19 protein-coding genes are annotated in these 26,923 nt (G+C 68.4%); 8 read left to right on the top strand and 11 right to left on the bottom strand.

The features are described 5' to 3' along the window. Positions 1 to 29: 29 nt before the first annotated feature. Complete coding sequence (locus OSH07_RS22085; protein ID WP_266340868.1) at positions 30 to 1,619, bottom strand: ABC transporter substrate-binding protein; 1,590 nt, start codon at positions 1,617 to 1,619, stop codon at positions 30 to 32. Positions 1,620 to 1,936: 317 nt separating this feature from the next. On the opposite strand from OSH07_RS22085, the gene OSH07_RS22090 reads away from it, so the two are divergent. The 6 genes from OSH07_RS22090 to OSH07_RS22115 all read left to right on the top strand — a co-directional run bounded on the left by OSH07_RS22090 (position 1,937) and on the right by OSH07_RS22115 (position 12,363). Next, entirely contained in the window at positions 1,937 to 4,027 is a 2,091-nt protein-coding gene (locus OSH07_RS22090; protein ID WP_266340869.1) for a hydantoinase/oxoprolinase family protein, read from the top strand. Beyond that, entirely contained in the window at positions 4,027 to 5,502 is a 1,476-nt protein-coding gene (locus OSH07_RS22095; protein ID WP_266340870.1) for a hydantoinase B/oxoprolinase family protein, read from the top strand. Before OSH07_RS22090 ends, OSH07_RS22095 begins: the two co-directional genes overlap by 1 nt. Continuing rightward, positions 5,495 to 7,240, top strand: a complete 1,746-nt coding sequence (locus tag OSH07_RS22100) for a hydantoinase B/oxoprolinase family protein (protein ID WP_266340871.1) — start codon at positions 5,495 to 5,497, stop codon at positions 7,238 to 7,240. Before OSH07_RS22095 ends, OSH07_RS22100 begins: the two co-directional genes overlap by 8 nt. Before the next feature lie 94 nt (positions 7,241 to 7,334). Next, positions 7,335 to 9,428, top strand: coding sequence for a hydantoinase/oxoprolinase family protein (locus OSH07_RS22105; RefSeq protein WP_266340872.1), 2,094 nt, complete (start codon positions 7,335 to 7,337; stop codon positions 9,426 to 9,428). After that, positions 9,425 to 11,104 carry a hydantoinase B/oxoprolinase family protein gene (locus OSH07_RS22110; protein ID WP_266340873.1) on the top strand — a complete coding sequence of 560 codons (1,680 nt, stop codon included), beginning with the start codon at positions 9,425 to 9,427 and terminating at the stop codon, positions 11,102 to 11,104. Before OSH07_RS22105 ends, OSH07_RS22110 begins: the two co-directional genes overlap by 4 nt. Before the next feature lie 2 nt (positions 11,105 to 11,106). After that, positions 11,107 to 12,363: a M24 family metallopeptidase gene (locus OSH07_RS22115; protein ID WP_266340874.1), complete on the top strand. Its 1,257-nt coding sequence runs from the start codon at positions 11,107 to 11,109 to the stop codon at positions 12,361 to 12,363. Positions 12,364 to 12,391: 28 nt separating this feature from the next. On the opposite strand, the gene OSH07_RS22120 is transcribed toward OSH07_RS22115, so the two are convergent. From OSH07_RS22120 to uxuA, 10 genes are all read right to left on the bottom strand, one after another. Further along, positions 12,392 to 12,964: an NADPH-dependent FMN reductase gene (locus OSH07_RS22120; protein ID WP_266340875.1), complete on the bottom strand. Its 573-nt coding sequence runs from the start codon at positions 12,962 to 12,964 to the stop codon at positions 12,392 to 12,394. Positions 12,965 to 13,073: 109 nt separating this feature from the next. After that, entirely contained in the window at positions 13,074 to 13,847 is a 774-nt protein-coding gene (locus OSH07_RS22125) for an FCD domain-containing protein (RefSeq protein ID WP_266340876.1), read from the bottom strand. Between the two features lie 25 nt (positions 13,848 to 13,872). After that, positions 13,873 to 14,763 carry a carbohydrate ABC transporter permease gene (locus OSH07_RS22130; protein WP_266340877.1) on the bottom strand — a complete coding sequence of 297 codons (891 nt, stop codon included), beginning with the start codon at positions 14,761 to 14,763 and terminating at the stop codon, positions 13,873 to 13,875. A gap of 9 nt (positions 14,764 to 14,772) precedes the next feature. Beyond that, positions 14,773 to 15,720 (bottom strand): carbohydrate ABC transporter permease, encoded by a 948-nt coding sequence (locus OSH07_RS22135; RefSeq protein WP_266340878.1) that lies wholly within the window; start codon positions 15,718 to 15,720, stop codon positions 14,773 to 14,775. Between the two features lie 62 nt (positions 15,721 to 15,782). After that, positions 15,783 to 17,021: an ABC transporter substrate-binding protein gene (locus OSH07_RS22140; RefSeq protein ID WP_266340879.1), complete on the bottom strand. Its 1,239-nt coding sequence runs from the start codon at positions 17,019 to 17,021 to the stop codon at positions 15,783 to 15,785. A 34-nt stretch (positions 17,022 to 17,055) separates the two neighbouring features. Continuing rightward, positions 17,056 to 18,159, bottom strand: coding sequence for an ABC transporter ATP-binding protein (locus OSH07_RS22145; protein ID WP_266340880.1), 1,104 nt, complete (start codon positions 18,157 to 18,159; stop codon positions 17,056 to 17,058). Positions 18,160 to 18,163: 4 nt separating this feature from the next. After that, positions 18,164 to 18,949, bottom strand: coding sequence for an SDR family NAD(P)-dependent oxidoreductase (locus tag OSH07_RS22150; protein WP_266340881.1), 786 nt, complete (start codon positions 18,947 to 18,949; stop codon positions 18,164 to 18,166). Positions 18,950 to 19,055: 106 nt separating this feature from the next. Next, entirely contained in the window at positions 19,056 to 19,685 is a 630-nt protein-coding gene (eda, locus tag OSH07_RS22155; protein WP_266340882.1) for a bifunctional 4-hydroxy-2-oxoglutarate aldolase/2-dehydro-3-deoxy-phosphogluconate aldolase, read from the bottom strand. Continuing rightward, positions 19,685 to 20,602 carry a sugar kinase gene (locus OSH07_RS22160; RefSeq protein ID WP_266340883.1) on the bottom strand — a complete coding sequence of 306 codons (918 nt, stop codon included), beginning with the start codon at positions 20,600 to 20,602 and terminating at the stop codon, positions 19,685 to 19,687. Before OSH07_RS22160 ends, eda begins: the two co-directional genes overlap by 1 nt. Then, positions 20,603 to 21,799, bottom strand: a complete 1,197-nt coding sequence (gene uxuA, locus OSH07_RS22165; protein WP_266340884.1) for a mannonate dehydratase — start codon at positions 21,797 to 21,799, stop codon at positions 20,603 to 20,605. It abuts the gene before it with no gap. Positions 21,800 to 22,149: 350 nt separating this feature from the next. On the opposite strand from uxuA, the gene OSH07_RS22170 reads away from it, so the two are divergent. Continuing rightward, entirely contained in the window at positions 22,150 to 23,412 is a 1,263-nt protein-coding gene (locus OSH07_RS22170) for a DNA repair exonuclease (protein ID WP_266340885.1), read from the top strand. Beyond that, positions 23,409 to 26,873 (top strand): ATP-binding protein, encoded by a 3,465-nt coding sequence (locus OSH07_RS22175; protein ID WP_266340886.1) that lies wholly within the window; start codon positions 23,409 to 23,411, stop codon positions 26,871 to 26,873. Before OSH07_RS22170 ends, OSH07_RS22175 begins: the two co-directional genes overlap by 4 nt. Positions 26,874 to 26,923: the final 50 nt, after the last annotated feature.

A 26,923-nucleotide genomic window follows, 5' to 3' on the forward strand; every position in this document is an offset into this window, starting at 1 on the left:
CCGGGGCGTGCCCGGCCGGCAAGCTGACGCTAGCGACCCCAGAGGTTCAGGTCGAACGGACCGTCCTGGGCGAAGTGCCAGTCCTTGACGCCGTCCGAGACGACGGCGGTGTAGACGTCGGCATAGACCGGAATGCGCGGGCTGTCGGCCAGCCAGATCTTGGCGATCTTGTCCCAGAGCGCCTGCCGCTCGGCATCCGTCTTCAGGTCATGACGGGTGTCGAGAAGGGCTTCCGCTTCCTTGCTGCAGTAATTGCTCGTGTTGTAGAGCGACGCGCAGCGCATGTCGTAGTCGAGCAGCCAGGCCGGATCGTCGACCGAGGGGCCGTCGAAGCGGACGATCGCCGCGGTCTTGGTCTTGGCGCCGACGGCTTCCTGGTAGCCGGAGGCCGGCAACTTGCGGATCGTCAGGTTGACGCCGATCTGCGACCACGCGCCCTGGGCGATGGTGGCGATCTGCTCCTGGTCGTTCTGGCCTTCGCGGATGATGATCTCGGCCTTGACCGGGGTCTTCACGCCGGATTCGGCGAGCAGCGCCTTGGCCTTTTCGAGGTCATAGGCGCGCGGCGCGCCGAGCTCGGCCTTGAAGGCCGGGAACTGCGGCGGGTACGGGCCGTAGAACAGCTCACCATAGCCATGCGCGACGTTCTTCAGGATCGCCTCATAGGGCAGGGCGTAAGAGAGCGCCTCGCGGAACTTGGCGTTGTCGAACGGCGCCGTCTGGTTCGGCAGGCCGATCAGCTGCCAGCGCGCGGTCGGGACCTCAATGATCTTGAGGCCATCGGCGCCCTTCAGGCTCTCGACCGAGGCCTTCGACAGGCCGAGCGTCACGTCGGCCTGCTTGTTGCGGGCCTGCAGCAGCAGCGTGGCGTTGTCGGTGATGAAGTTGACGATCACGTCCTTCTCGCGCGGCGCCTCGCCGAAGAAGTCCGGATTGGCCTTGAAGACGGCGCGGACGCCGGGCTGGTAGTCGGCGAGCAGGTAGGGGCCGCTGCCGGCCGCATGACCGGCGAGCCAGGCCTTGCCGCCATTCGCGTCCACGGCCTTGATGTCGATGATGCCCGTATTGGGCTGGGTCAGTGCATGCGGCAGCAGCGGCTCGCCGCGCTTCAGCTTGATCACCAGCGTCGTCGCGTCCGGCGCTTCGATCGCCTCGGTGTTGCCGAACTGGGCCGCCTCGAGGAAGTAGGTGCCGCAGGTGCCGCTCTTCAGCGTGAATTCGAGCGAAGCCTTGACCGCCGCGGCGTCGAGCGGATTGCCGCTCGGGAACTTCAGGCCGTCGCGCAGCTTGAAGGTGAGCACCTTGCCGTCGTCCGAGACCGAGTAGCTCTCGGCGAGGTAGCCGACGATCTTGGTCGTGTCCTCGGTTGTGACCTTCACGCCTTCCGGCGCGTTGGCGACCGGCTTCGCCTCGTAGCGCAGCAGCGGCGTGTAGAGTGGTGCGATGAAGCCGTCATCGGCGATGTCGCAGACGATGGTGGGATCGAGCGTTGGCGGCGGCAGGGAGTAGTTGATGACGAACGGGCCCTCGGCAGCGTTCGCGGCGAGCGGCACGGCGGCCGTCGCGGCGAGCGCGAGAGCCAGGGCACCGGCCCGGACGCGCGCGGAAATTCCAGACATGAGTCAATCCTCGATTGGCTTGCGGATCTCGATCGCCACATCCGTCGCCAGCCCGGGTGCGTAGCCTGGTCGGGGCGAATATATGCGAGTTTGGGGCACAATAGGCTCACAAAGGACGGCTGACACCGTCTATCGTTTCAAAACAAACGTCAATTGTAGAAGTTCATATCGAAATCACAATTTTTGTTGAAACGAAATTCCTTATGTTGCTAGCGTGCCTCTGGTAGAACGGCCGCGCTATCGCTGCGGCGATAATTTCTATGCATCGAACTTATTATTTAACCACTCGATGCCTATAAAGCGGTCAGGAAGTCGTGATGTCGAATTGGAATGTCGGTATTGACGTTGGTGGAACCTTTACGGACCTTGTCGCCATCGGCCCCAATGGTGAGTTCCGGTCGACAAAGACCCCTTCGACGCCGGATCAATCTGACGGTGTACTGAACGCGCTGGAACGACTTGCAGGCGAGTTGGGCCGCTCGCTCACCGAGTTGCTCGGCGACCTGCCTCTGATCGTGCATGGCACGACGGTCGCGACCAACTCGTTGCTCGAATATAACGGCGCCAAGGTCGGGCTGATCACCACCAAGGGCTTTCGCGACGAGATCGAGTTCCGCCGTTCCTACAAGGAGAGCGTGTTCGACCCGCGCCTGAAACCGCCGCACGCCATCGTGCCGCGCCGTTCGCGCATCGGCGTTGCCGAGCGCGTCGACCATCTGGGCAATGTGCTGACGCCGCTCGACGAGGCCGAGGTGCGCGCCGCCTGCGAGGAATTCCGCCGCCAGGGCGTCGATGCGGTGGCGATCTGCTACCTGTTCTCCTTCGTCAATCCCGCGCATGAGCGCCGCACCGCCGAGATCGTGCGCGAGATGCTGCCGGATGCCTTCATCTCGCTCTCCTGCGACGTGCTGCCGGAGATCCGCGAGTTCGAGCGCGTCTCGACCACCACGGTCAACGCCTTCGTCGGCCCGCGCGTCAACGCCTATCTGACCCATCTGGAAGAGCGCCTGCGCAGCCAGGGCTTCAAGGGCGAGCTCTTCATCATCCAGTCGAATGGGGGCGTGCTCTCGGCCGAGGAGGCCGGCCGCTATGCCGTCAACACGCTGCTGTCGGGGCCGGCCGGCGGCGTCACCGCCGGCTCCTATCTCGGCGAGATGGCCGGCTATGACAACCTGATCACCGTCGACATGGGCGGCACCAGCTACGATATCGCGCTGATCGAGAACCTGCAGCCGGCGGTGACCACCGAAAGCTGGATCGGCCGCTACCGCATCGCGCTGCCGATGCTCGACATCCACACGATCGGCGCCGGTGGCGGCTCGATCGCCTGGGTCGATGCCGGTGGTGCACTGCAGGTCGGCCCTGCCAGCGCCGGCTCCTATCCGGGCCCGGCCTGCTACAGCCGTGGTGGCACGCGCCCGACCGTCACCGACGCCAATGTCGTGCTCGGCCTGCTCAATCCCGATTTCTTCCTCGGCGGCGAGATGGTCCTCGACCGCGCGAAGGCGGTCGATGCGGTGCGCCGCGAGGTGGCCGAGCCGCTCGGCCTTTCCGTCATCGAGGCAGCGTCCGCCATCATCGAGCTGGTCAATTCCAACATGGCCAACGCCACCCGCCTGGTGACCACCAAGCGCGGCCGCGACCCGCAGCAGTTCGCGCTCGTCGCGGCGGGCGGCGCCGGCGGCATCCATGCCGGCAAGCAGGCCGAGGAGCTCGGCATTCGCACGGTGATCGTGCCGGGCCTGGCGCCGGTGTTCTGCGCGCTCGGCGACAATGTCGCGGATCTGAAGATCAGCGAGAGCCGCACCCATATCGGCCGCGTCGACGAGCTCGATTTCGAGGCGCTGAACGCGCTGTTCCAGGAGATGGAGCAGCGGGCGCGCGGCCGCCTCGCCGGCCAGGCCGTGGCCGGCAATTTCGAGATCAAGCGCAGCCTCGACATGCACTATGTCGGCGAGGTGCATGAGGTGACGGTGCCGATCCGCTCGCGCACGCGCCGCATCACCAAGCTCAACCTCGACGCCACGCTCGGCGATTTCCACGAGCTGCACGAGCGGCTGTTCGCGCACAAGGATCCGAGCCAGCCGGTGGAGATCCTGACGCTGCGCCTCGACCTGATCGGCGTGCGTGAGCGGCCGCGCATGATCCCGCAGGAGTTCGGCGACGAGGATGCCTCGGCGGCGAAGAAGGGCGAGCGGCCGGTGCATTTCGACATCGAGCCGACCATCGTGCCGGTCTATGACGGCGGCAAGCTCAGGGCCGGCAGCTTCATTCCCGGCCCTGCCATCATCGAGCAATGGGGCACGACGATCGCCGTCTATCCCGGCCATGAATGCCTGATCGACGCCTATGGCAACGTGATCATCGAGATCGGCCAGGCGCGCTCCGCGGCGGAGCGCGCGGCCTGATGATCCGCTCGCAGATCATCTACAGCCGCATCGCGGCGATCGCCCGGGAGCTGGCCGAGACGGTCGGCCGGACCGCCCGCTCGCCGGGCCTGACCGAGGGCCGGCGCTATGCCGCCGCCCTCCTGACCGGCGAGCCGCAGCTCGTAGCCCAGGCGCAGTACGACGCCAGCCACGTCTTCCTGATCCGCGACAGCGTCGCGGCCCTGCTCGACCGCTTCGCCTTCAATCTCGGCGAGGGCGACATCGTCCTTGTCGGCGATCCCTATAGCGGCGGCTCGACGCCGCAGGCGCTCACCATCGCGGCGCCGCTGTTCTACGAGGGCGAGCTCGTGCTGTTCCCGGCCGTCCGCGCCGAGATGGCGGATCTCGCCGGCGAGTTCCCGGGATCGCTGCATCCCTTCGCGTCCGAGACCTGGCAGGAGGCGGTGCGCTTCACGCCGCTGAAGCTCTATCGCCACGGCTTGCTGCAGCGCGACGCGCTGCGCTTCATGCTGCGCAACAGCCGCGCCGAGAGCCAGGTCCGCGCCGACATCGAGGCGATCGTCTCGGCGCTCCGCGCCGCCTCGGCCTCGCTCGTCGCGCTGATGGACGAGAAGGGCCGCAAGGCGACCGAGGCGGCCATCGCCTACACGATCACGCACAGCCGCGCGCTCGGCGCCGCGGAGATCACCGAGCGCTACGGCGCCGTCGACCGGACCGAGACGGCTCCGATCTCCATTTCCGCCGACCAGGCGGTCGATCTCGCCGTGAATGTCCGGACGACGGACGGGCAGCTCGCGCTCGATTTCGCCGGGACGGGCGCCAACCGCTCCGGCCCCTACAACCTGACGCCCGGCCAGGCGAAGGGTTATGCGCTGGTCGCGGCGCTCGCCGAGACGCTCGACACGACGACGCTGAACGACGGCCATCTGCAGCTCGTCAGCATGACGGCGCCGAAGGGTTCGCTGGTCGATCCGGTGATGCCGGCCGCGACCGGGCTCTCGGACGCGGTGACGGCGCATCATCTGGTGCGGCTGGTGCGCGCGGCGCTGCATGGCGGCGTGGCCCCTGACGAGGCTCGGCTCGACGGCGTGCAGCCGGCCGTGCTCGCCTTCCTGCCGATCGGCGCCGAGGACAACCCGCCGATCAGCCTCGATCCCGGCTTCGCGCTCTCCGCCCAGGGCTGGGGACCGCCGGTGCTCGCCGGTCGCCGGCAGATGCCGTCGGCCGAGGTGCTGGAGGCGCGCGAGCACTTCAACCTCGTCAGCCGCGAGATCGGTGATGACGGCCTGATCCACGCGGTCATCCGCAATGACGGGCCGGAGCTCGAGGGCAATTTCTTCGTGCCGCGCGACCAGGGCGGCCCGCGCGGCCGGCTGACATTGGTCGTCGAAGGCGTGCGCCGGGTCCTGGAGAGTGCCGTGCTGGTGGTGATCCCGCCGGGCGGCCTGATCGAATTCGTCTATCCGGCCTATGCGGAGCGCGTCGATGGATAAGAGAAGCTTTGTTCTGTCGCAGGTCGTCGCCGGCTCGCTGAACACGATCGCCGACGAGATGAGCGCCACCGTGACGCGTACGGCGCGGTCGCCGGTGTTCAACGAGGCGCACGACTTCACCACCGCCATCTTCGAGATGAAGGACATGAAGTCCCGTCTCGTCGCCCAGTCGCCGGGCTGCACGCTGCATCTCTACGCCGTGGCCATGGCGGTCGACCGCGCGATCGACGCGTTCAAGTACGATCTGCAGCCGGGCGACGTCATCCTCGCCTCCGACCCCTACAATGGCGGCACGCATATCCCGGATCTGGTGATCGTCACGCCGGTGTTCCACGACCGCAAGCCGATCCTGTTCCCGGCGGTGCGCGCCCATATGGGCGATGTCGGCGGGCCGGTCGCGGGCGGCTATAATCCGCATGCCCGCGACGTCTGGCAGGACGGGCTGGTCATGCCGCCGGTCAAGATCGTCGAACGCGGCGAGAAGCGGGCCGACATGTTCGACCTCATCGTCGCCAACAACCGCATCGCGCACTGGATCAACGGCGATCTCGATTCGATGATCGGCGCCTGCCAGCTGGCGAGCCGGCGCATCGGCGAGCTGTTCGACCGCTACGGCCTCGACACCGTGCGCACCGCCATCCAGTCGAATGTCGATTATTCCGAGCGCCGCGTGCGGGCCGAGATCGAGAGCTGGGCCGACGGCGAATATTACGCCGAGACCTTCGTCGACCACGACTACCAGGGCCAGCGCGACGTCAAGGTCGCCTGCAAGGCGATCGTCAAGGGATCGGACCTGACGCTCGATTTCACCGGCACCGATCCGCAGGTGAAGGGCTTCATCAACAGCCCGATCGCCAACACGATGTCGTTCATCTTCATCGGGCTGACGACCTGCTGCGACGAGGACATCCCGATCAACGAGGGCTGCATGGCGCCGGTGACGGTGATCGCGCCCGAGGGAACGGTGATCAACCCGAACCGGCCCGCTCCGGTCGGCACCTGCACCTGCTCGGCCGGCGCCGAGGTGACCGAGGCGGTGCTGCTGGCGCTGGCGCAATGCGCCCCCAAGCGCGTCGGCGTCAATGCGCACAAGATGCCGCTCGCCATGTCCTATGGCAGCTATGACGACGAGCGCATGTGGGTGTTCCTGAACTTCATCGGCTTCACCGGCGGTGCGGGCGCCGCCTACGAGACCGATGGCTGGGGCCTCTATCCGCCGCTGATGACGGGCGTGATCCTGCCTTCGATCGAGATGACGGAGATCCAGTACCCGACCCGGATCCTGAAGCACGAATATGTGTCCGACGCGACCGGCGCCGGCCGTTGGCGCGGCGCGCCCGGCCTCGAGACGATCACGCAGCACCTGGTTCCCAACCAGACCAGCGTGATGATGGAGGGCGTGCGCCATACGGCCAAGGGCATGGTCGGCGGCGAGCACGGCGCCTCGAACCGCGTCTACCTGGCGACGCCCGACGGCGTCGAGACCGAGATCCCCGAATACGCCTTCATGCACCCGCTCGAGGCCGGCGGCGCCATCCGCACCATTCGCGGCGGCGGCGGCGGCTGGGGCGAGGCCATGGAGCGCCCGCCCGAGGCGGTCCGCGAAGACGTCATCGACGGCTATGTCACGCGGGATGGCGCGTTCGCGGACTACGGCGTGGTGATCGGCGAGGACTTCGCCATCGACGAGGCGGCGACCCGCGCCGCCCGTGCGGAACGGCTGTCGCGCGCCGCCTGATCGATCGTCCATGCTCGGGCCCCGGTCCGGGCATGGCTCCCGGATCCGTCCGGGCTCCCATCATGCGCCGCTGTCGCGGCTGGAATCGGTTGCCATGACACGCTTTGCCCGGCTTGCCTTCGATATCGGCGGAACCTTCACCGATGTCGTCCTCGAAAGACCGGAGGGCGCGCTCTCGACCAAGGTGCTGACGACGCCCGACGCGCCGGAGCGCGGCGCGATGGAGGGCATTTCCTTCCTGCTCGGCGAGGCGGGGATCGCGGCATCCGAGCTGACGCTGATCGTGCACGGCACCACGCTCGCCACCAACGCGATCATCGAGCGCAAGGGCGCGCGCACCGCGCTGATCACGACGGGCGGTTTCCGCGACAGCGTCGAGATCGCCTACGAGAATCGCTTCGACCAGTACGACGTGTTCATCGACAAGCCGCAGCCGCTGGTGCCGCGCCGCCTGCGCTTCACCGTGCCGGAACGCATCAACGCGCGCGGCGAGACGCTGGAGCCGCTCGACGAGGCGGCCGTCGCGGCGCTGGTGCCGGTGCTCCGGGCCGAGCGCATCGAGAGCGTCGCCATCGGTTTCCTGCATTCCTATGTCGATGCCCGGCACGAGATCCGCGCCGCCGAGATCCTCGCCGAAAGCCTGCCGGAGCTGCGCATCACGCTGTCGGCCGAGGTCTGCCCTGAGATCCGCGAATATGAGCGCTTTTCGACCGCGAGCGCCAACGCCTATGTGCAGCCGCTGATGGCGTCCTACCTGGCGCGGCTGGAGGCGCTTCTGGACGACGCCGGCGCGACCTGCCCGAAATTCCTGATGACCTCGGGCGGCGGGCTCACCACCTTCGAGACGGCCGGCCGTTTCCCGATCCGGCTGGTCGAATCCGGCCCTGCCGGCGGCGCCATCCTCGCGGCGCAGCTCGCGGCCGAATGCGGCCTCTCCGAAATACTCTCCTTCGACATGGGCGGCACCACCGCCAAGATCTGCCTGATCGACGATCACCTGCCGCAGAAGTCGCGCTTCTTCGAGGTCGACCGACGCTACCGCTTCGCCAAGGGCAGCGGCCTGCCGGTGCGCATCCCCGTGATCGAGATGGTCGAGATCGGCGCCGGCGGCGGCTCGATCGCGGCAGTCGACACGGCGCGCCGCATCACCGTCGGTCCCGAGAGCGCCGGCTCCTCGCCGGGCCCCGCCTCTTACGGTCTCGGCGGCGCGGAGCCGACGGTTACCGATTGCGACGTGTTGCTGGGGCGCATCGCGCCAAAGGGTTTTGCCGGCGGACGGCTGACGCTCGACGCGGCACTGGCCGGGAAGGCGCTCGACCGCGCGGTCGGCGCGCCGCTTTCGCTGTCGACCGAGATCGCCGCCTATGGCGTCAGCGAGGTCGTCGAAGAGAACATGGCGAGCGCCGCCCGCGTGCACGCCGTCGAGCGCGGCAAGAGCCTCGAGGCGCGCACCATGATCGCCTTCGGCGGCGCGGCGCCGCTGCATGCCGGCCGCGTCGCGGAGAAGCTCGGCATCAGCGAGGTGATCATCCCGGCCTCGGCCGGTGTCGGCTCGGCCGTCGGGTTCCTGCGCGCGCCGATTGCCTTCGAACTGGTTCAGAGCCTGTTCACGCGGCTTTCCGCCTTCGACGCCGCGCCGATCAACGCCACGCTCGCCGACATGGCGGCGCGGGCGCGGGCCGAGGTGCAGAAGGGCGCTCCGGACGCGCGGCTGGTCGAGCTGCGCAGCGCCGACATGCGCTATCGCGGCCAGGGCCACGAGGTCGTGGTCGCCATGCCGGTGCGCGATTTCGGGCCCGACGACGCGGCAGAGCTCCGCGCCGAGTTCGAGCGCAACTACCAGGCGCTCTATGGCCGGGTCATTCCGGGCCTCGATGTCGAGATCCTGACCTGGACCGTGACCGTCTCGACCGAGCCGGGCGCGGTGACGCCGGTTGCGATCGGCGCGACGCGCGAAGCGCCGCCGCCGGCCGCCACGCGCGACGTGTTCGACCCGGCCGTCGAGGCCTTCGTCGCCATGCCGGCGCATGACCGCACGGCGCTGGCGCCGGGCGACCGGGTCGCCGGTCCGGCCGTCATCACAGAGGCGCAGACGACGACGATCGTGCCGCGCAGCTTCGACGCGGTGATCGACGCCGCGGGCCACATCCGCCTCAAGGCGAAGCAGCAAGCGGGAGCCGCAGCATGAGCCGGGCCGTGCATTCCGAAATCCAGCTTCAGGTGATGTGGAGCCGCCTGATCTCGGTCGTCGAGGAGCAGGCGCAGACGCTGATCCGCACCGCCTTCAGCACCGCGACGCGCGAGGCCGGCGACCTCTCGGCCGGCGTGTTCGACGTCGAGGGCCGGATGCTGGCCCAGGCCGTCACCGGCACGCCCGGCCACGTCAATTCGATGGCGAAGTCGGTGTCGCATTTCCTGGCGCGCTTCCCGGCCGCGACGATGAAGCCCGGCGACGTCTTCATCACCAACGATCCCTGGATGGGCACGGGACACCTGAACGACGTCGTGGTGGTGACGCCGGTGTTCCTCGACGGGCGTCCGGTCGCGCATTTCGCAGCGACCGTGCACATCGTCGACATCGGCGGCCGCAACACGGCCATCGAGAGCCGGCAGGTCTATGAGGAGGGGCTGAACATCCCGATCTCGCGGATCGTCGACGGCGGCGCGATCGTCGAGCCGCTGTTCGAGCTGATCTCGGTCAATGTCCGCGATCCCGTCGCCGTGCGTGGCGACCTCTATTCGCTGATCGCCTCGAACGAGGCCGGCGGCCGGCAATTGCTGGGCCTGATGCGGGAATACGGCCTTGCGAACCTCGACGAGATCGGCGGCTTCATCTTCGCGCGCAGCCACGAGGCGAGCCTCGCCGCGATCGCGGCGCTGCCGAAGGGCACCTGGCGGCACAGCCTCACCGCCGACGGCGTCGACAGGCCGATCCGGCTGGAGGCGGCGCTGACCGTCACCGAGGACGCGATCCTGGTCGACTTCGCCGGCACGGACGGGCCGTCGCCCTACGCCGTCAACGTTCCGATCTGCTACACCGAGGCCTATGCCTCCTTCGGCGTGAAGTGCATCGTCGCGCCGACCGTACCGAACAATGCCGCCTCGCTCGCGACCATCCGCGTCACGGCGCCGGCCGACAGTATCCTGAACGTGCAGCGCCCCGCGCCCGTGGTGTCGCGCCACATACTGGGGCAGCTCTTGCCCGATCTCGTCATCGGCTGCCTCGCGCAGGTGCCCGGCCTCGCCGTGCCGGCCGAGAGCGCCTCGCCGCTCTGGCCGATCGTGCTCAGCGGTGGCCCCGGCCGCGTCGACGCCACGGCCGAGGAACTGCGCGGTGCGACCAGCTTCATCGTCGCGAGCTTCCACAATGGCGGCACGGGCGCGCGGCCGCGCGCCGACGGGCTTTCGGCGACGGCGTTTCCGAGCGGCGTGCGCAACGTGCCGGTCGAGATCACCGAGACGATCACGCCGGTGGTGTTCCGCCGCAAGGAGTATCTGGTCGACAGCGGCGGCGCCGGCCGCCAGCGCGGCGGGCTCGGCCAGGTGATCGAGATCGAGAACGGCGAGGGCAAGCCCTTCGCCATCAACGCCGCCTATGACCGCACCGTCTATGGTCCGCGCGGCCGCGACGGCGGCGCGGAGGGGCGGCGCGGCCTGCTCCGTCTCGACGACGGCACGGTGCTGCGCTCGAAGGGCAACCAGACGATCCCGGCCGGCCGCCGGCTGATCCTGGAAATGCCGGGCGGCGGCGGCCATGGCGATCCCGCCGGCCGCGATCCAGCCAAGATCCGCGACGATCTTCGCGATGGCTTCATCTCGGCCGAGGCGGCGCGCGCCGATTATGGCTATGAGGGGGAGGGCTGATCATGGCTGACCTTGACCGGCAACGCGCCCGGCGCCTCCTGAACGAGCGCCGGCTGGACGCCTTGGTGCTGACCCAGCCGGAGAATTTCACCTATGCGACCGGCTTGCCGGCCGGGGTGCCCGCCATGTGGCGGCGAGCCGGTGGTGCGACGGCGCTGGTGCCGTCCGATCCGGCGGCGCGGATCGGCGCCGTGGTCGGCGATCTCAATGCCGACGTGCTGGCGCGCCGTGCGCCGGAGATCGCCCTGCGGACCCATCCGCTCTGGATCGATCTGGTCGATATCGAAGGCCTGGACCCGGCCGGCGTCGATACGGCGGCGCTGGTGACGGAAGCCTATCGTCTCGAGAATGGCGGCGAAGCGAGCTTCCCGCCTCGTCCGACCACCTATTCCGCTTCCGGGGCCTTCGCCGTTCTGGGCGACCTGCTGCGCGAAATTGGGCTCGACCGGGCGCGGATCGGCGTCGATCTCGAATTCATGCCGGCCGCCGATTTTGCCATCCTGAAGGAAGCGGTGCCGGAGATCGAATGGGTCGATGGCTCGGAGGTGCTGCGCCGGTTGCGGATGGTCAAGTCGGCGCGGGAGATCGATTGCGTCCGCCGCGCCTGCGCGTTGTCGGACGCGGGCTTCCACGCGCTTGCCGCCGGGATCGAGGCCGGCCATACGCCGAAGGACATGACCCGGCTCTGGCGCGATGGCGTCGCCGCGGCCGTCCTGGCGCGTGGCGAGCCCGGCTTGACCGGCCTTTGGGACTACATGTCGGTCGGCCCCGATCCATGGAGCGGCGGCGGAGCGGTGGTCCCCGGCGCCATCCTCAAGGCGGATGTCGGCTGCATCGTCGAGGGCTATAATTCGGATACGGCGCGCAGCTTCGTGTACGGCGAGCCGGACCGGATCGCGCGCGACGTCCATGCCGCGCTGGAAACCGCCTACGAGGCCGGGCTTTCGGCGATCCGCCCGGGCGCGCTGATGCGTGACGTCTTCGAGGCGACGGTCGGCGCCATGCGCGCCGCCGGCTACCCTGGCTATCGGCGCGGCCATTACGGCCATTCGATCGGCGCCAGCGTCGGTTCCGAGGAGTGGCCATTCTTCGCCGCCGACAGCGATGTCGTCCTCGAACCCGGCATGACGCTCGCCTTCGAGACGCCGTTCTACGGCAAGGGCATCGGCGCGCTGACGATCGAGGACAGCCTCCTCGTCACGGAGACCGGCATCGAGATCCTGAACGATTTGCCGCGCCACCTCGTCCGGCTTGGGTAGGCCGGTCGCGCGGTGCGGCAGGGGGCGATCAGGCGTCGCGCGGCAGAACCTGCATTACCCGCGCGATGAAGATGTGGAAGGATTCCATGTAGCCGCGCAGGAAGGTCTCGGTCGATTCGTCCGTGACCTCGCCCTGGTCATCGATCAGGCCCGGCTTGAATTGGATATAGGCCTCCGGCGCGTTCATCTGCGGCGCGTTGCAGAAGGAGAGCACGCTGCGCAGGCTCTGCTGCGCGACGGCGGTGCCGATGGCTCCCGGCGAGGTGCCGATCACCGCCGAGGGCTTGCGGGCGAAGGAGTTGGTGCCATAGGGCCGGCTTGCCCAGTCGATGGCGTTCTTCAGGCCGCCGGGGATCGAGCGATTGTATTCCGGCGTGACGAACAGCAGCGCGTCGTTCTCGGCGATCGCCGCCTTGAACGCCTTGGCGACCGGGGGGAAATCGGCGTCGTAATCATAGCTGTAAAGCGGCAGGTCCTTGAACGAGATCTCGGTGAACTGCAGGTTCGGCGGCGCCAGCTTGATCAGCGCGCCGGCGAGCTTGCGGTTGATCGAGCCCTTGGCGAGGCTGCCGATGAAGTAGCCGACCTTGTAGGTTTTCATGATCCATCCCGATGGAAGACGTGTTGCTGCACGCCGGAACGTGGCCCGGCTTCTCCTTAAAGAGAGCGCCGGGGCGCCGTTTCAAGGCGGCCTCGGGACGGAAGGAACGTCAGGACGTCACGGGTTCGCCGACCCGGATCTCGCCCTCGAAGCGCTGGATGCGCGACGGTTCGGGCTGGTTCGAGGCCGAGAAATACTCCGGGTAGCGTTCCTGGACCCGGCCGAGCACGGAGAAGACGCGGCGCAGATGGTGGCGCATCGCCGCCTCGGCCGCTTGCTGGTCGCCGCGCTCGATGGCGGCGGCGATGGTCCGGTGCTGCTCGATGACCTCGGCCACGCTGTCCATGCGCGGAAAGCTCAGATGGCGGAAGCGGTCCATGTGCAGCTTGGCGGCGCTGATGTCGGCCCAGATGCCGGGGAAGCCGGCATAGGCGGCGATGTGCTGGTGGAACAGTTCGTCGGAGCGAAAGAAGCGCTGGTCGTCGGATATCTGCAGCAGCGTGTCCTGGATCGCCAGCTCGTTCCGGAGCTTGCGGACCAGTTCGTCGCGCTCCGGGCTTTCGATGGCGCGGGCGATCAGGCCGACCTCCAGCGCCTCGCGCAGGAACTGCGACTTGCGCAGGTTGGCCAGGCGCAGCGGCGCGACGACGCTGCCGCGCTGGGCGTAGATGTCGATCAGGCCGAGGCTCGCCAGCCGGGCGAGCGCCTCGCGCACCGGCGTGCGGCTGACCCCCAGCGCCTCTGACAGGCCTTTTTCAGAGATCAACTCGAACGGCTTCAGGCGGAACGCCATGATCTCGTCGAGCAGGATGTCGAAGGTCCGTTGCGCCACGGATCCGGCAGCCGTCGTCTCGGGATAGAAGACCGAACTGGGTCGGGCCACGCTGTCTCGCGCCATTTCCGGGATCCTACAGGCTCTGCAGTTTCAGACCATTCATGAAGTGCCTGCGCAGCAGCAGGAACAGCAGGACGCTGGGCAGGCTGGCGAGCAGGGTCGCCGTCATCACGACGTTCGGCGTGGTGTTGGCATAGCTGCCTTGTAGCACCATCAGCCCGTTCATGAGCGAGCGTGCATCCTCGCGGTTGGTGAGAACCATGGAAAAGATCAGGTCGTTCCAGATCCAGGTGAACTGGATCAGGAACAGGGTCGCCATCGGCGCCCAGCAATTCGGCAGGATGATCGAGCGGAAGATGCGGAATTCCGAGCAGCCGTCGATGCGCGCCGCCTCGTCCATCTCGCGTGGCAGGCCGGCCATGTAGTTGCGGAGCACCAGCACGGGGAAGGGGATGCAGACGGCGGTGTAGAACAGCATCATGCCGAGGCGTGAATTGGTCAGCCCGAGCTTATTGTAGCCCATGAAGAGCGGGATCAGGTACATCTGCAGCGGGAAGATGGTGCCCGAGAAGATCAGCATGAACCAGAAGCCCTTGCCGCGGAAATCGATCCGGGTCAGCCCGTAAGAGGCGAGCGCCGCGATGAAGATCGCCGCCGCGCCGCCGACCACGCCGTAGAGCAGCGAGTTCAGCATGCCCGAGCCCATCTTGGCCTTGGTCCAGGCCTCGGCGACGTTCTCCAGCACCGGCGCGAACGAGGTCGGCAGCGCGAGCGGGCTGCCCATGCCGTATTCGGCGTTCGATTTGAAGATCGAGATGGCGAGGTAATAGAACGGCGTCACCCAGGCGAGCGCCAAGATGGCGGTGATCGCGAACATCACGACGCGCTGGGAGCGCGCCTGGTCGCTACGGCGTGCGATGGCGTCGAAGTCGAGGCTGGCGAGGTCGAAGGTCGTTGCGGACATGGAGAAACCTCAGCGCTTGTCGAGGCGGTGCTGGAGCGCGCCGAGCGACCAGGAAATGCTCATCGCGATGATGCCCAGGACGACGGCGATGGCCGAGCCATAGGCCCAGTAACCGGCGCGGAACGATTCCCAGTACTGGTTGACGGAAAGCGTCAGCGTCGAGCGGTTGGGGAAGTCGCGGCCCATCACCCAGACCAGGTCGAAGGACGTGAAGCCGGCGAGCACCGAGACGGTGGTAACCATGATCAGCGTCGGCATCAGCAGCGGCAGGATGATGTGGCGGAAGATCTGGCCGCGCGAGGCGCCATCGACCTTGGCCGCCTCCATTGGCTCGCTCGGCAGTGCGTTGAGGCCGATCAGGAGCAGCACCATCATCAGGCCGACCTGCTGCCAGATATGGGTGACGATCATCGCCGGGGTGGCGAGGTGGCTCTCGTAGAGCCAGCGATTGGCGAGGCCGCCGAGGCCGACGGCGCGCAGGCCGGAATTGATGATGCCCTCATTGGCATAGACGTAGTACCAGACGACGCCGACGGCCGTGGCCGAGAACATGCGCGGCAGGAAGAAGATCGACTTGAACGTCTCCTCGCCCTTCACGCCCCGCACCAGCATGGCCAGCGACAGGCCGATGGTGGCCGGCAGCACGAAGGACACGGCGACCCAGATCATCGTGTTCCAGGTGGCGTCGAAGAATTTTGGGTTGGAGGCGAGGCGCTGGTAGTTGGCGAGCCCCGCGAACTGGTTGAGGCCGGAGAATTTCGCCCATTGCGTCAGCGACGCGTAGAGATTGAAGACGACCGGCAGCAGCAGGAAGATCGCGACGAAGCCGATCGCCGGCGCCATGAAGGCGAGCGCCGTCCAGAGCCTCTTGCGGGCGCGGCGGCGTTCGGCGGCGATCATCGTGTCGATCGACGGTGCGCCGGGCGGCAGGACAAAGGCTCTTGGATCTCGCGTCACGTCGTGTCTCCCCTGCAGGTACCGGCAGGGCCGCGCGGGGCGGTCCTGCCGGGGATCGTCGGTTACTGGTGGCTGGCCCAGTATTGCGAGGCGATCGCCTCGATGTTCGCCATGGCCTTCTCCGCCTGTTCCGGCGACGGGTTGGTCATGAAGCGGTTGAACTCCTCGACCGCCGGCAGGACGATCTCGGACGGCGAGGCCTCCCAGTAGCGGGTGATCGAGTTGTACTTGCCGTCGGTCGCGATCTTGGCGAGGTCGGTGATGATGGGGTTCGGCGTCTTGGCCTTGAGGTTGCCCGCGTAGAGGCCGGGATCGGTCGCCCAGCTGTTCATGGCGTTCTCGCCCATGTACCAGTCGGCGAACTTGACGACGTCGGGGTTCTCCATGCCGGCCTTGGTGATGACGATCGGCGCGCCTTCGACGATGACGGAGTTGGGCAGCGACGGATCGACGTTCGGCATGATGAAGGCGCCGAAATCGGTGCCGGCTTTCACGCCGCCCTTTTCGACGAGGCCGATGACCCAGTCGCCGAACAGGTACATGCCGGCCTTGCCGCGGGCGAAGTCGAGCGGCTCCTCCTGGCTGGTCGGGTCGGTGAAGTAGCCCTTCTGGTAGAAGTCGGTCCAGATCTTGAAGACGTTCTTGACCGGCTCGTCCGTGTATTTGAGCTTGCCCTGGTTGAGGGCTGCATAGGCTTCCGGATTGGTGCGGATCAGGAGCTCCTGGAACCAGACGAAGCCGCGCCAGCCGTCCTGGATGGTGGCGTTGAAGGGCGTGATGCCGGCGGCCTTCAGCTTGTCGGCGGCGGCGATCAGTTCCTCCCAGGTCGCCGGCGGCTTGGCGATGCCGGCCTTCTCGAACAGCGCCTTGTTGTAGAGCACCACCCAGCGGTTCAGGCCGGTCGGCATGCCGTAGATATGGCCGTCGACGGTGAACGGCGCGGCGCTCGAGGCGTCATATTCGCCGGATGCGATCTTCTTGGCCCAGAGGTCGTCGAGCGGCGCCAACTGGCCGCTGTCGACGATTTCCTTCAGCTTGGTGCCGTTCCACCAGGTGAAGGCCTGCGGCGCCTCGCCCGACATCAGGCTCGACTGGATATAGGCCTGGAACTGGTCGGTGGCGTAGGCGCTGAAGTTGAGGTCGATGCCGTCCTTCTTGGCGGCGGCGGTCAGGCCGTCCCAGCCGGACTGGTAGAACGGCTTGTCGTGGAAGACCGTGACGGGATCGGCCGAAGCGGCCGTCGCCGTGAAGGCGAGGCCCAGGGCCGCCGCGGCCAGGAGCTTGGTCAGTTTCTTCTGCATGGCTCTCCTCCAGAGCGTTTGCGTTTTCGTTCTGTTATCTGCGCAACGAGCGGCCTGTATCCGCATCGAAGAGGTGCAATCGTTCCGTGTTCAGCAGGAAGGTCAGGGTCTCGCCCTCGGAGACCGGCCTCGGCCGCTGCATCCGGCTGGTCACGTCCGTGCCGCCGAATTCGGCGAAGATCAGGGTTTCGTTGCCGAGCGACTCGGTCAGCGTGACGCGCGCGTCGAAGCGGTGCGCCCTGTCGGGCGGCATGCCGTGCCCTTCCGGCACGATGTCCTCGGAGCGGATGCCCAGCGAGACCGGGTGGCCGGGTTCGAGCGGCGCGAAGCCGTCCGGGTCGATCGCGATCACCGGACCGCTGTCGACAGCGACGGCGACCTTGCCGTCGGCATCGCGGGCGATCCGGCCGGCGAGGATGTTCATGGCGGGAGAGCCGATGAACTGGCCGACGAACTGGGTCGCCGGGCGCTCGAACACGTCGAGGGGCGCGCCGGCCTGCTCGATCAGTCCATCGCGCATGATGACGATCTTGTCGGCCATGGTCATGGCCTCGATCTGGTCATGCGTCACGTAGATCGCCGTCGTGCCGAGGCGCTGGTGCAGCCGCTTGATCTCGACCCGCATCGCCGAGCGCAACTGGGCGTCGAGATTGGAGAGCGGTTCGTCGAACAGGAAGACCTGCGGCTCGCGGATGATGGCGCGGCCCATCGCGACACGCTGGCGCTGGCCGCCGGAGAGCGCCGTCGTGCGGCGGTCGAGGTAGTCCGTCAGGCGCAGGATGTCGGCGGCGTGGCGGACGCGGCGGTCGATTTCCTCCCGCGGGACTTTCGCCACCTTGAGGGCGAAGGCCATGTTCTCGTAGACGGTCATGTGCGGGTAGAGCGCATAGGACTGGAACACCATGGCGATGCCGCGGTCGCGCGAGGGCACGTCGTTGACGCGTCGTCCGCCGATGACGATGTCGCCATGCGAGACGCTTTCGAGGCCGGCGATCATCCGGAGCGTCGTCGACTTGCCGCAGCCGGAAGGGCCGACGAAGGCGACGAAGCTGCCGGCCTCGATCTCGAGGTCGATGCCTTTGACGGCCACCTGGCGGCCATAGACCTTGACCAGTTCGCGAAGGGTGACGTTGGACACGGGCTTAATCCTTGCGCGGGGAGCCGCCGATGCGGGACAGCAGGCCGCCATCGACGCGGACGACTTCGCCCGTCACGAAGGAGGCGGCGTTCGAACCGAGGAAGGCGACCACCTCGGCGATTTCTTCCGGCCGCGCCGTGCGCCCGAGCGGATGCATGCCGTCGAGCACGCGCCAGAGCGCCTTCGGGTCGTCGTTCAGCGCCACCGCGTCGCGCAGCATAGGCGTGTTGACGGCGCCGGGCGCGACGGCGTTGACCCGAACGCCGAACGGCGCGTAGTCGACGGCCATGGATTTCGTCATGCCGATCAGGCCGTGCTTGGCGACGGAGTAGGCGAGCACGCCCTCCTGGCTGGCGAGGCCCTGCGCCGACGACATCAGCACGATGGCGCCATGGCTCTCGCGCAGCATCGGCATCGAGGCGCGCGAGATCAGGTAGGCCGCCTTGAGGTTGACGTTCATCACCTCGTCCCAGAGCGCATCGTCCGTCGTCTCGACCGTGCCATAGCGCTGGATGCCGGCATTGTGGGAGAGCAGGTCCAGCCCGCCGAATGCCTCCCTGGCGACGGAAGCCGCCTGTTCGCAGACGGCGCGGTCGGCGACGGAACCGATGACTACATGCACGTCGCATCCCTGCTCGCGCAGCTCGCCAGCCAGCGCCTGCAGCGGCTCGGCGGCGAGATCGAGCAGGACCATGGACGCCTTTTCGCGCGCCAGCCTTTCGGCGACGGCGCGGCCGATGCCCATGGCGGCGCCCGTAACCAGGGCTCGTTGTTGCTGTGCTGCCGTCATGCGGCGTTCCCCTCATTCGTTCGCTTCATTCGACTACCATGGTAGTCAGATGGGCGGATTCTGGCATTGGAAGCGGCCGGCCATCGCTGGCCGGCCGGATGTCTTGTCAGCCGCGGACGCTGTGCATGGCGGCGAGCGATGCCGCCATCCGGTCGCGCACGCTTTCGGTCGAGCCCTCGGCATACATCCAGGAGCCGCCGACCGAGGTGATGTTGCGAAGCCTGGCGTAGCCGGCGAGATGCGAAAGCTGGATCTTGCCGCTCGGCATGAAGGTGGCCGACGTGAAGATGTTGGCGAAGTCGGCGAGCACGACGGTGCCGCCGGCGGGCTCGGACGGGTAGAACTTCAGGAGATCGAAGCCCGCGGCCTGCGCGGCCATCACCTCGCTCGCCGTCTGCACGCCGGGGACCAGGGTGATGGGCCCCTTGCTGGCATGCGCGCAGACGGACGGCAGGAAGCCGGGGCTGATGCCGAACTGCGCGCCGGCCTGGACGGCGGCGTCGTAGTGTTCGTTGGTCAGGATGGTGCCGGCGCCGATCAGCAGTTCCGGGAAGGCGCGACGGCAGGCTTCGATCGCCGGCAGCGCCGCTTCGCTGCGCATGACGATCTCGATCGCCTCGGCGCCGCCCGCCGCCAGTTCGGCCACCAGCGACAGCACGAAATCGACCGAGCGCGGCTGCACGATCGGCATGATCGCGGCCCGGCGCAGCTTCGGTTCGAGGATATCCGGGGTCATCAGGCGACCTGTCCTTCCAGCATGGCGAGCGTTTCGGCCCGGTTCGGGGCGCCGAGGCGGCCACCGAACTTCAGGCATTTGAGCGCCGCCGCGGCGCTGGCGAAGCGGATGGTTCGCTCCATGTCCCAGCCTTCGGCGAGGCCGATGGCGAAGCTGCCATGGAAGACGTCGCCGGCGGCGAGCGTATCGACCGGCGTGATCTTCGGCGCGGGCGTATGGCGAATGCGTCCGGCTTCGGTATCGAGCCAGAAGGTGCCGTCGCCGCCGGCTGTCACGGCCACGAACACGCCGGTTCGGGTATGCAGCGCCTGCACCGCCTCCGGCGCGGAAATCTCGTCGCCGCAGAGGATCGCGGCGGCGGGTTCCGAGGCGACGATGTGGCTGGCGAAGGGCAGCAGGCTCTCCAGAACCGGCCTTGCCGCCACATCGGCATCGAGGATGGCGGGAACGCCGGCGTCCCGGGCTGCCCGCAGCGCCATCGTGGCGGCGGCCGGCCAGCGGACATCCGCCAGAACGGCGTCGAAGCCGGCGATGTCGAAGGGTAGCGATTCCGGCGCCGTGGTGGCGCGCGGGTCGTAGAAGGGCACGATCATCCGCTCGCCGCGGGCGTCGACCAGGATGGTGGCGATCGCCGAGCGCGCGCCGGCGACGCGGCGGACGCCGGAGCAGTCGATGCCCTCGGCCGACAGTTCGGCGATCAGTTCCTGGCCCAGCATGTCGTCGCCGACGCTGGCCCAGAGCGCCACCTCGGCGCCCTGACGCTTGGCGGCGGTGGCGGCGCTCGACGCCATGCCGGCGGCGTTCTGCACGGCTTCGATCGGAATGAACTTGCCCGGCCCGCGCGGCAGGTCGTCCAGCCGGTAGATCGTGTCCTGCGTCAGCGCGCCGACGGAGAGGATGCGGGGAGGGCGGCTCATCTAGAGGACATAGCCGCGCTGGTGGGCGAGGGCCGCCATGACGCCGCGCAGTTCGGCGAGGCCGCGCAGGCGGCCGATGACGGGATAGCCGGGATGGGTGGGACGGGTGACATCGTCGATGAGCTCGTGGCCATGGTCGGGCCGGAACGGTAGCAGAGAATTCGGCAGCCCGGCATCGCGTCGACGCTGTTGTTCAGCGAGAAGCACGTCGCAGACGGCGACCATGTCGACATCGCCGCCGAGATGCTCGGCCTCCATGAACGAGCCGTCCGGATATTTGGTCACGTTGCGCAGGTGGACGAAGAAGATCTTGCTGGCGAAGCGCTTGGCGATCGCCGCGACATCGTTCTGCGGATTGGCGCCAAGCGAGCCGGTGCAGAGCGTCAGCCCGTTCGAGGACGACGGCACGGCGTTCAGGATGAAATCGATGTCGTCGGCGTTCTTGACGATGCGCGACAGGCCCATGAGGTCGCGCGGCGGGTCGTCCGGATGGATCGACATCACCACGCCGGCCTCTTCCGCCGCCGGCAGGACGTTTTCCAAGAACCGCACCAGGTTGGCGCGCAGCTTCGGGTGGTTCATCTCGGCCTGCTCGGCGAGCACGTCCCGCAGTTCCTCGATGCCGTAGCGCTTGAAGGCGCCCGGCAGGCCGGCCATGATGTTGGCGAGCAGCTTCGTCTTCGCCTCGGGCGGCGTCGTGTCCATCCATTCGCTGGCCCGCTGCAGCACGTCCTGGCCATAGTCGCGCTCGGCGCCGGGGCGTTGCAGCACATGGCAATCGAAGGCGGCGACCTCGTGGATGTTGCACTTCAGCGCCCGCGCACCGCCCGGCAGCGGCACGGCGAGATCGGTGCGGGTCCAGTCCAGCACGGTCATGAAGTTGTAGCAGACGGTGCGCACGCCGGCCTGGCCGAGATTGCGCAATGTCTGGCGGAAATTCCCGTAGAGCCGGTCGAGATCGCCGCGGCCGAGCTTGATGTCGTCATGCATCGGCACGCTCTCGACGACGCTCCAGGTGAGGCCGAGCGACGGGTCGGCCTCGATCATCGCCTTGCGCTCGAGGATCGCCTCCAGCGGCCAGACCTCGCCATAGGGAATGTCGTGCAGCGCGGTGACGATGCCGGTGGCCCCTGCCTGGCGCGCATGGGCGAGCGTGGCGGCATCGTTGGGGCCGAACCAGCGCCAGGTCTGTTCCATGGAATCCATCCGTCTCTGCGTGTCTGTCCGGCGCTTGGCGCGCCCCTGGGGTGGCGGTCGCGTTGCGCCGCTTTCGGGCGCTTGCTCGCGAGCCGTGGCATCTAACGGTAGGCTACCATGGTAGTCAACTGAGTCTTTCACGATCGGTCTGGGGGGCGGCGCGAAGGGGCGGCAGCCGGTACGGCGAAGCGTCTCGAACCGGGCGCGGGAGCGTGCCGCGGGGCCGGATGGCGACAAGCCTCGGTCCGGGCCCTATGCTGACGGCGGAAGCTGGCCAAACGCGCCTGAGTCGCGCCGATCTTCTCGTGCCCGACCGGATCGCCGGGCCGGCGACAAGGCCACGGGGATCCATGACGTTTCGCTTCATTCACGCCGCCGACATCCATCTCGACAGCCCGCTGCGCGGCCTGGCGCGGCGCGGCGAACTGGCCGGCGTCTTCCGCGAGGCCTCGCGCCGCGCGCTGGAAAACCTCGTGCAGGCGGCGATCGATGCGAAGGTCGCCTTTCTCGTCATTGCCGGCGACGTCTATGACGGCGACTGGAAGGACTATGCGACCGGCCAGTTCTTCGTTCGCGAGATGGGACGGCTCAATCGCGAGAACATCCGCGTCTTCCTGATCCGCGGCAACCACGACGCCGATTCCGTGATCAGCAAGAGCCTGACGCTGCCGCCGAACGTCTTCAGCTTCTCGGTCCGCGCGGTGCAGACCGAAGTGATCGCAGAGCTCGACGTCGCCTTGCACGGGCGTGGTTTCGCCAACCGCCATGTGCCGGAAAACGTCGCGCGCACCTATCCGCCGGCCGTGCCCGGCCATTTCAACATCGGCGTGCTGCACACCTCGCTGACCGGCCACGATGGCCACGACGTCTATGCGCCCTGTTCGGTCGAGGACCTGAAAGCCGCCGGCTACGACTATTGGGCGCTTGGCCACATCCACAAGCGCGAGGTCGTTTCGCAGGATCCGGCGATCGTCTTCCCCGGCAATCTGCAGGGGCGGCATGCGCGCGAGACCGGTCCGAAAGGCGCGACGCTGGTCACCGTCACCGATGGCCGGATCGAAAGCCTGGAGCCCCTGACGCTCGACGCGGCGCGGTTCGAGGCGGTCGAGATCGATGCTTCCGGGATGACCGAGCCGGCAGCCCTGCTAGCCGAGGCCCGCCGGGTCATCGCCGCGGCGCGCGACGGCGCCGACGGTCGCCCGCTGGCGCTGCGGCTGACGCTTTCCGGCGAAACCGCGCTGCACGACTATCTGTCGGTCCAGGCCGAGCAGGTCCGCGAGGAGATGCAGGCGCTGGCCTGGGAGGCGGGTGCCGACGTCCTGATCGAGAAGGTGCGTGACAAGACGACGTCGAGGGCGGACGGGACCCGTCTTTCGGCGCTGCTCGGCTTCGACGCCATTCTCGCCGACGTCGCCGCCGATCCCGGCTTTCGCGCCGAGATCGCCAGGACGCTGGGCGATCTTCGCGCCCGCACGCCTGCCGATGCCTTGGCCCTCATCGACGCGGAGAACTCGGATCTCGACGCCCTGGCCAGCGCGACGATCGACATGGCGGCGGAGGCCATCCTCGCCGGCCTCGGCCAGGTCGGCGGCGAGACGGAGGGGACGCGATGAAGCTCCGTTCGCTGGGCCTCGAGCGCTATGGCCGCTTCACCGGCCGCGTTCTCGAATTCGATCCCGAGGCGCGCGTCACGGTGATCGTCGGCGCCAACGAGGCCGGCAAGACGACCGCGCTGGCGGCGGTCGCCGACGCGCTCTATGGCATCGAGACGCGCTCGCGCTACAACTTCCTGCATGATTACAAGGCGATGCGGCTCGCCGCCACGGTCGAGGCGCCGGATGGGCGCTCGCTCTCCTTCGCCCGGCTGAAGCGGCAGAACGCGACATTGATCGATCCGGCGAGCGAGACGCCGCTCGCCGACGACTCTCTGGCGGCCTTTTTGGGCGCGCATGACCGACAGGCCTTTCTCGACATTTTCGGATTGAACCAGCGGCGCTTGCGCGAGGGCGGCGAAAAGCTGCTCGCCGGCGGCGGCGATCTCGCCGAGACGCTGCTGGCGGCGGCGCCAGGCCTCGGACAGGTGGCCGCGTTGCGCGACCGCTTCCAGGAGAGTGCGGCAAAAATCTTCAACCCGGCCCGCAGGACGGCCAGCCACACCTTCCACGTCGCGGTCGACAAGAGGACCCAGGCGCAGAAGGCCGTCCGCGAGCAGGAACTTCGCGTCGACGAGGTGAAGAAGCTGCGCGAGGCGGCGGAGCGGGCGGCTGGAGCGCGGCGCGATACGGAGATGGCCGAGCGGGCAGCCGACGCGGCGCTGGCGCGGGCGCGCGCGTTGGTGCAGGCGGCGCGCGAGCTTCGCCTTCTTGATGGCCAGGCGTTGGCGCTCGCGGCCTTGGGGGAGCTCCCGGTCGTCGCCGCCGGTTTTGTCGCCGGCGCGCGCGATGCGTTGCAGCATCTCGCCTCGGCGCGTGAGCGGCATCGCTTCGCCTCCGACGAGGTGGAGCGTGTTGACGCGGAGCGCGCGGGCATCGGTCTCGATGACGGGATCCTGCCTTTTGCCGAGACGGTGGAGGCCGTCGATGGCGAGCGCACCGCCGTCGCTAAGGAACTGCTCAGCCTGCCCAACCGGCGGGTGGAGGCGGGCGAGGCCCGTGCCGCGCTCGAACGCATCGCCCAGTCACTCGGCCTCTCCGACGTGGCGCGCTTGCTCGCCGCGCTGCCGGACCTGCCACTCCTGGCACGGGCCGAGGATCTCGCCGACCGCAAACGGATGGCCGCCGCGACGACGGAGGCACTTTCGCGCGAACGGTCGCGGCAACTCGCGGACCGGCAGCTTGCCGAGACGGCGCGGGCGGGGCTCGGCCATGTCGCCGACCCGACGCCGCTGCAGCGGCGCCTGGCGCTGCTCGACGGCGCCGAGGAACGTGAGCGGGCGCTTCGTCAGCTGGAGCACCGGCTCGATGCGCAGCGGGCGCAGCTCGGCGAGCGGGTGGCCCGGCTTGGTCATGGGCTTGCCGACGCCGATGCGCTCGCCGCCTTGCCGCTGCCGTCGCTCGGCGCCGCCGAGGCGACCTTGCGGGATCTCCGCCTGGTCGACGATGCCCTCGGCCGGCTGCACGAGGCCTTCTCCGCGCTAGAGGAGCAGGCCGGCCAGGCCGAGGCGCGACTGGCGCTGCTGAAGTCCGGGCGTCCGGCCCCGACCGATGCGGCGATCTCGGCGGCCCGCCGCGACCGGGATATCGCCTGGTCGGCGCTCCGGCCGCTGGCGCTCGGCGAGCGGGGGCGCCGCGATGGCGATGTCGAAAGCGTCGTCAATCTGGACCGGGCGCTGGTCGCGGCCGATCAGCTCGCCGACGAGCGGCAGGTCGAGACGCAACGCCTTGCCGAACTGGCCCAGGCCGAGCGCGACCTTGCCGATCTCGCCGTGCGCCAGGACGCGGCGCGCAAGCGCCTGGCCGAGGCGACGGCGCGGCATGGGGCCGTCTTGCGCGACTGGTCGGGGCTGTGGGCGCTGTCGGGGCTGCAGCTTTCGGCCGATGACCGCGCGCTTGCGCTGTTGCGCGAGGTCGAGAGCATCCGCCAGGCGCGCGATCAGCTGCGTCAAGAGGCGGCGCAAGCCGCGGCGCAGCGCGATTCGATCGCTTTCGAGCGGGCCGAGACCGACCGCTTGCGCGCCCAGCTCGACCTGCCGGCGCTCGGCGAGGCGCCGCTGCGGATGGCGGATCTGCGCGACGCAATCGCTGTCGCCGAGGCGCGCTTCCTGAAGGCGCGTGATCATGAACGTGACCTGCGGCAGCTGGACGAGGGGCAGGTCGATCTGGCGGCACGCGAACAGGCTGCCGCCGCCGTGCTGGCGGGACTTGTCGCCGAGGCGGACGAGGTCTTTGCGCGTCTCGCAATCCGCGCCGAGGCCTCGGCCGGCGAGGCGCGCGCGGCGATCGATCTCTGGCGGGATGCGCTGCAGCTCTATGTCAAACTTGAGATGGCCGAGCGCCGCATCGCCGGCATCGAGCGCGACCGCGATCAGTTCGCGTCACGCGTCGCGGCGCTGCTGGAAGAACTGGGCGCCGCGGCCGAGGACGATCCCTTTGCGGCGGCCAGACAGCTGCGCGGCCGTCTCGACAGGGCGCGGCAGCTTCGTTCGCGGGCCGACGCCGTAGATGAGGCGGTCGAGGCCCGGAAGCGCGCCCTCGCGGTCGCGGCCGAGGCGCTTGAGGCGGCCGAGGCGGCCATGGCCGAGTTGCTCGCAGCCGCGGGCTGCGCCGACGAGGCGATGCTGGCGCCGCTGCTCGACCGGCTCGACCAGGCGGAAATCCGTGCCGGACGCATCGCGGAGGCGCGCGAGCGGCTTGCCGGCCTCGGCGATGGGCGGAGCGAGGACGAGATCCGCGCCGCGATCGACGGCCGCGACGACGCGGGGCTGGCGATGGCGGCGGCCGAGACCGAGGCGGCGCATGCCGAGGCGCGAATCGCCCGCGACGCGGCGATTGAGTCGGACACGCAGGCCCGGTCGGCGCTCGCCGCGCTGGACGGACGCGAGGGCGCGGCTGCGGCGGCACAGGACGAACAGGATGCGGTGGCCGAGATCGCCGAGGCGGTCGAGCGCTTCAGTCGCGATCATGTCGCGGCGCGCCTGTTGTCGGCGGCGATCGAGCGCTACCGGGCCGAACACCAGAACCCCATCGTCGAACGCGCCTCCACCGCCTTCCAGATGCTGACGGACGGGCAGTGGAGCGGAATTGGCATCGACTATGACGAGGATCCGCCGCGCCTTGCGGCCATGCGCGACGGCGGTCATTTCTCGCCGGAGACGCTTTCCGAGGGGACGCGCGACCAGCTTTTCCTGGCGCTGCGCATCGCGGCGATCGAGGAGCATGCCCGCCGCGCCTCGCCGCTGCCCTTCATCGCCGACGACCTCTTCATCACCTTCGATGAGAAGCGCACGGCAGCAGGCTTCCGGCTTCTGGCCGAGCTCGGCGCGGTGACGCAGGTGATCGTGTTCTCGCACCACCTTCACGTCGCCGAACAAGCCGTCGCCGTGCTGGGCAAGCAGGCGGCGGTGATCGAGCTTTGAAGGTGTTTTTCCCTTCTCCGCTTGAGGGGAAGGGGCGCCTTGCTCTGCCC

It is taken from the genome of Kaistia nematophila, assembly GCF_026343855.1.
GTDB lineage: Bacteria > Pseudomonadota > Alphaproteobacteria > Rhizobiales > Kaistiaceae > Kaistia > Kaistia nematophila.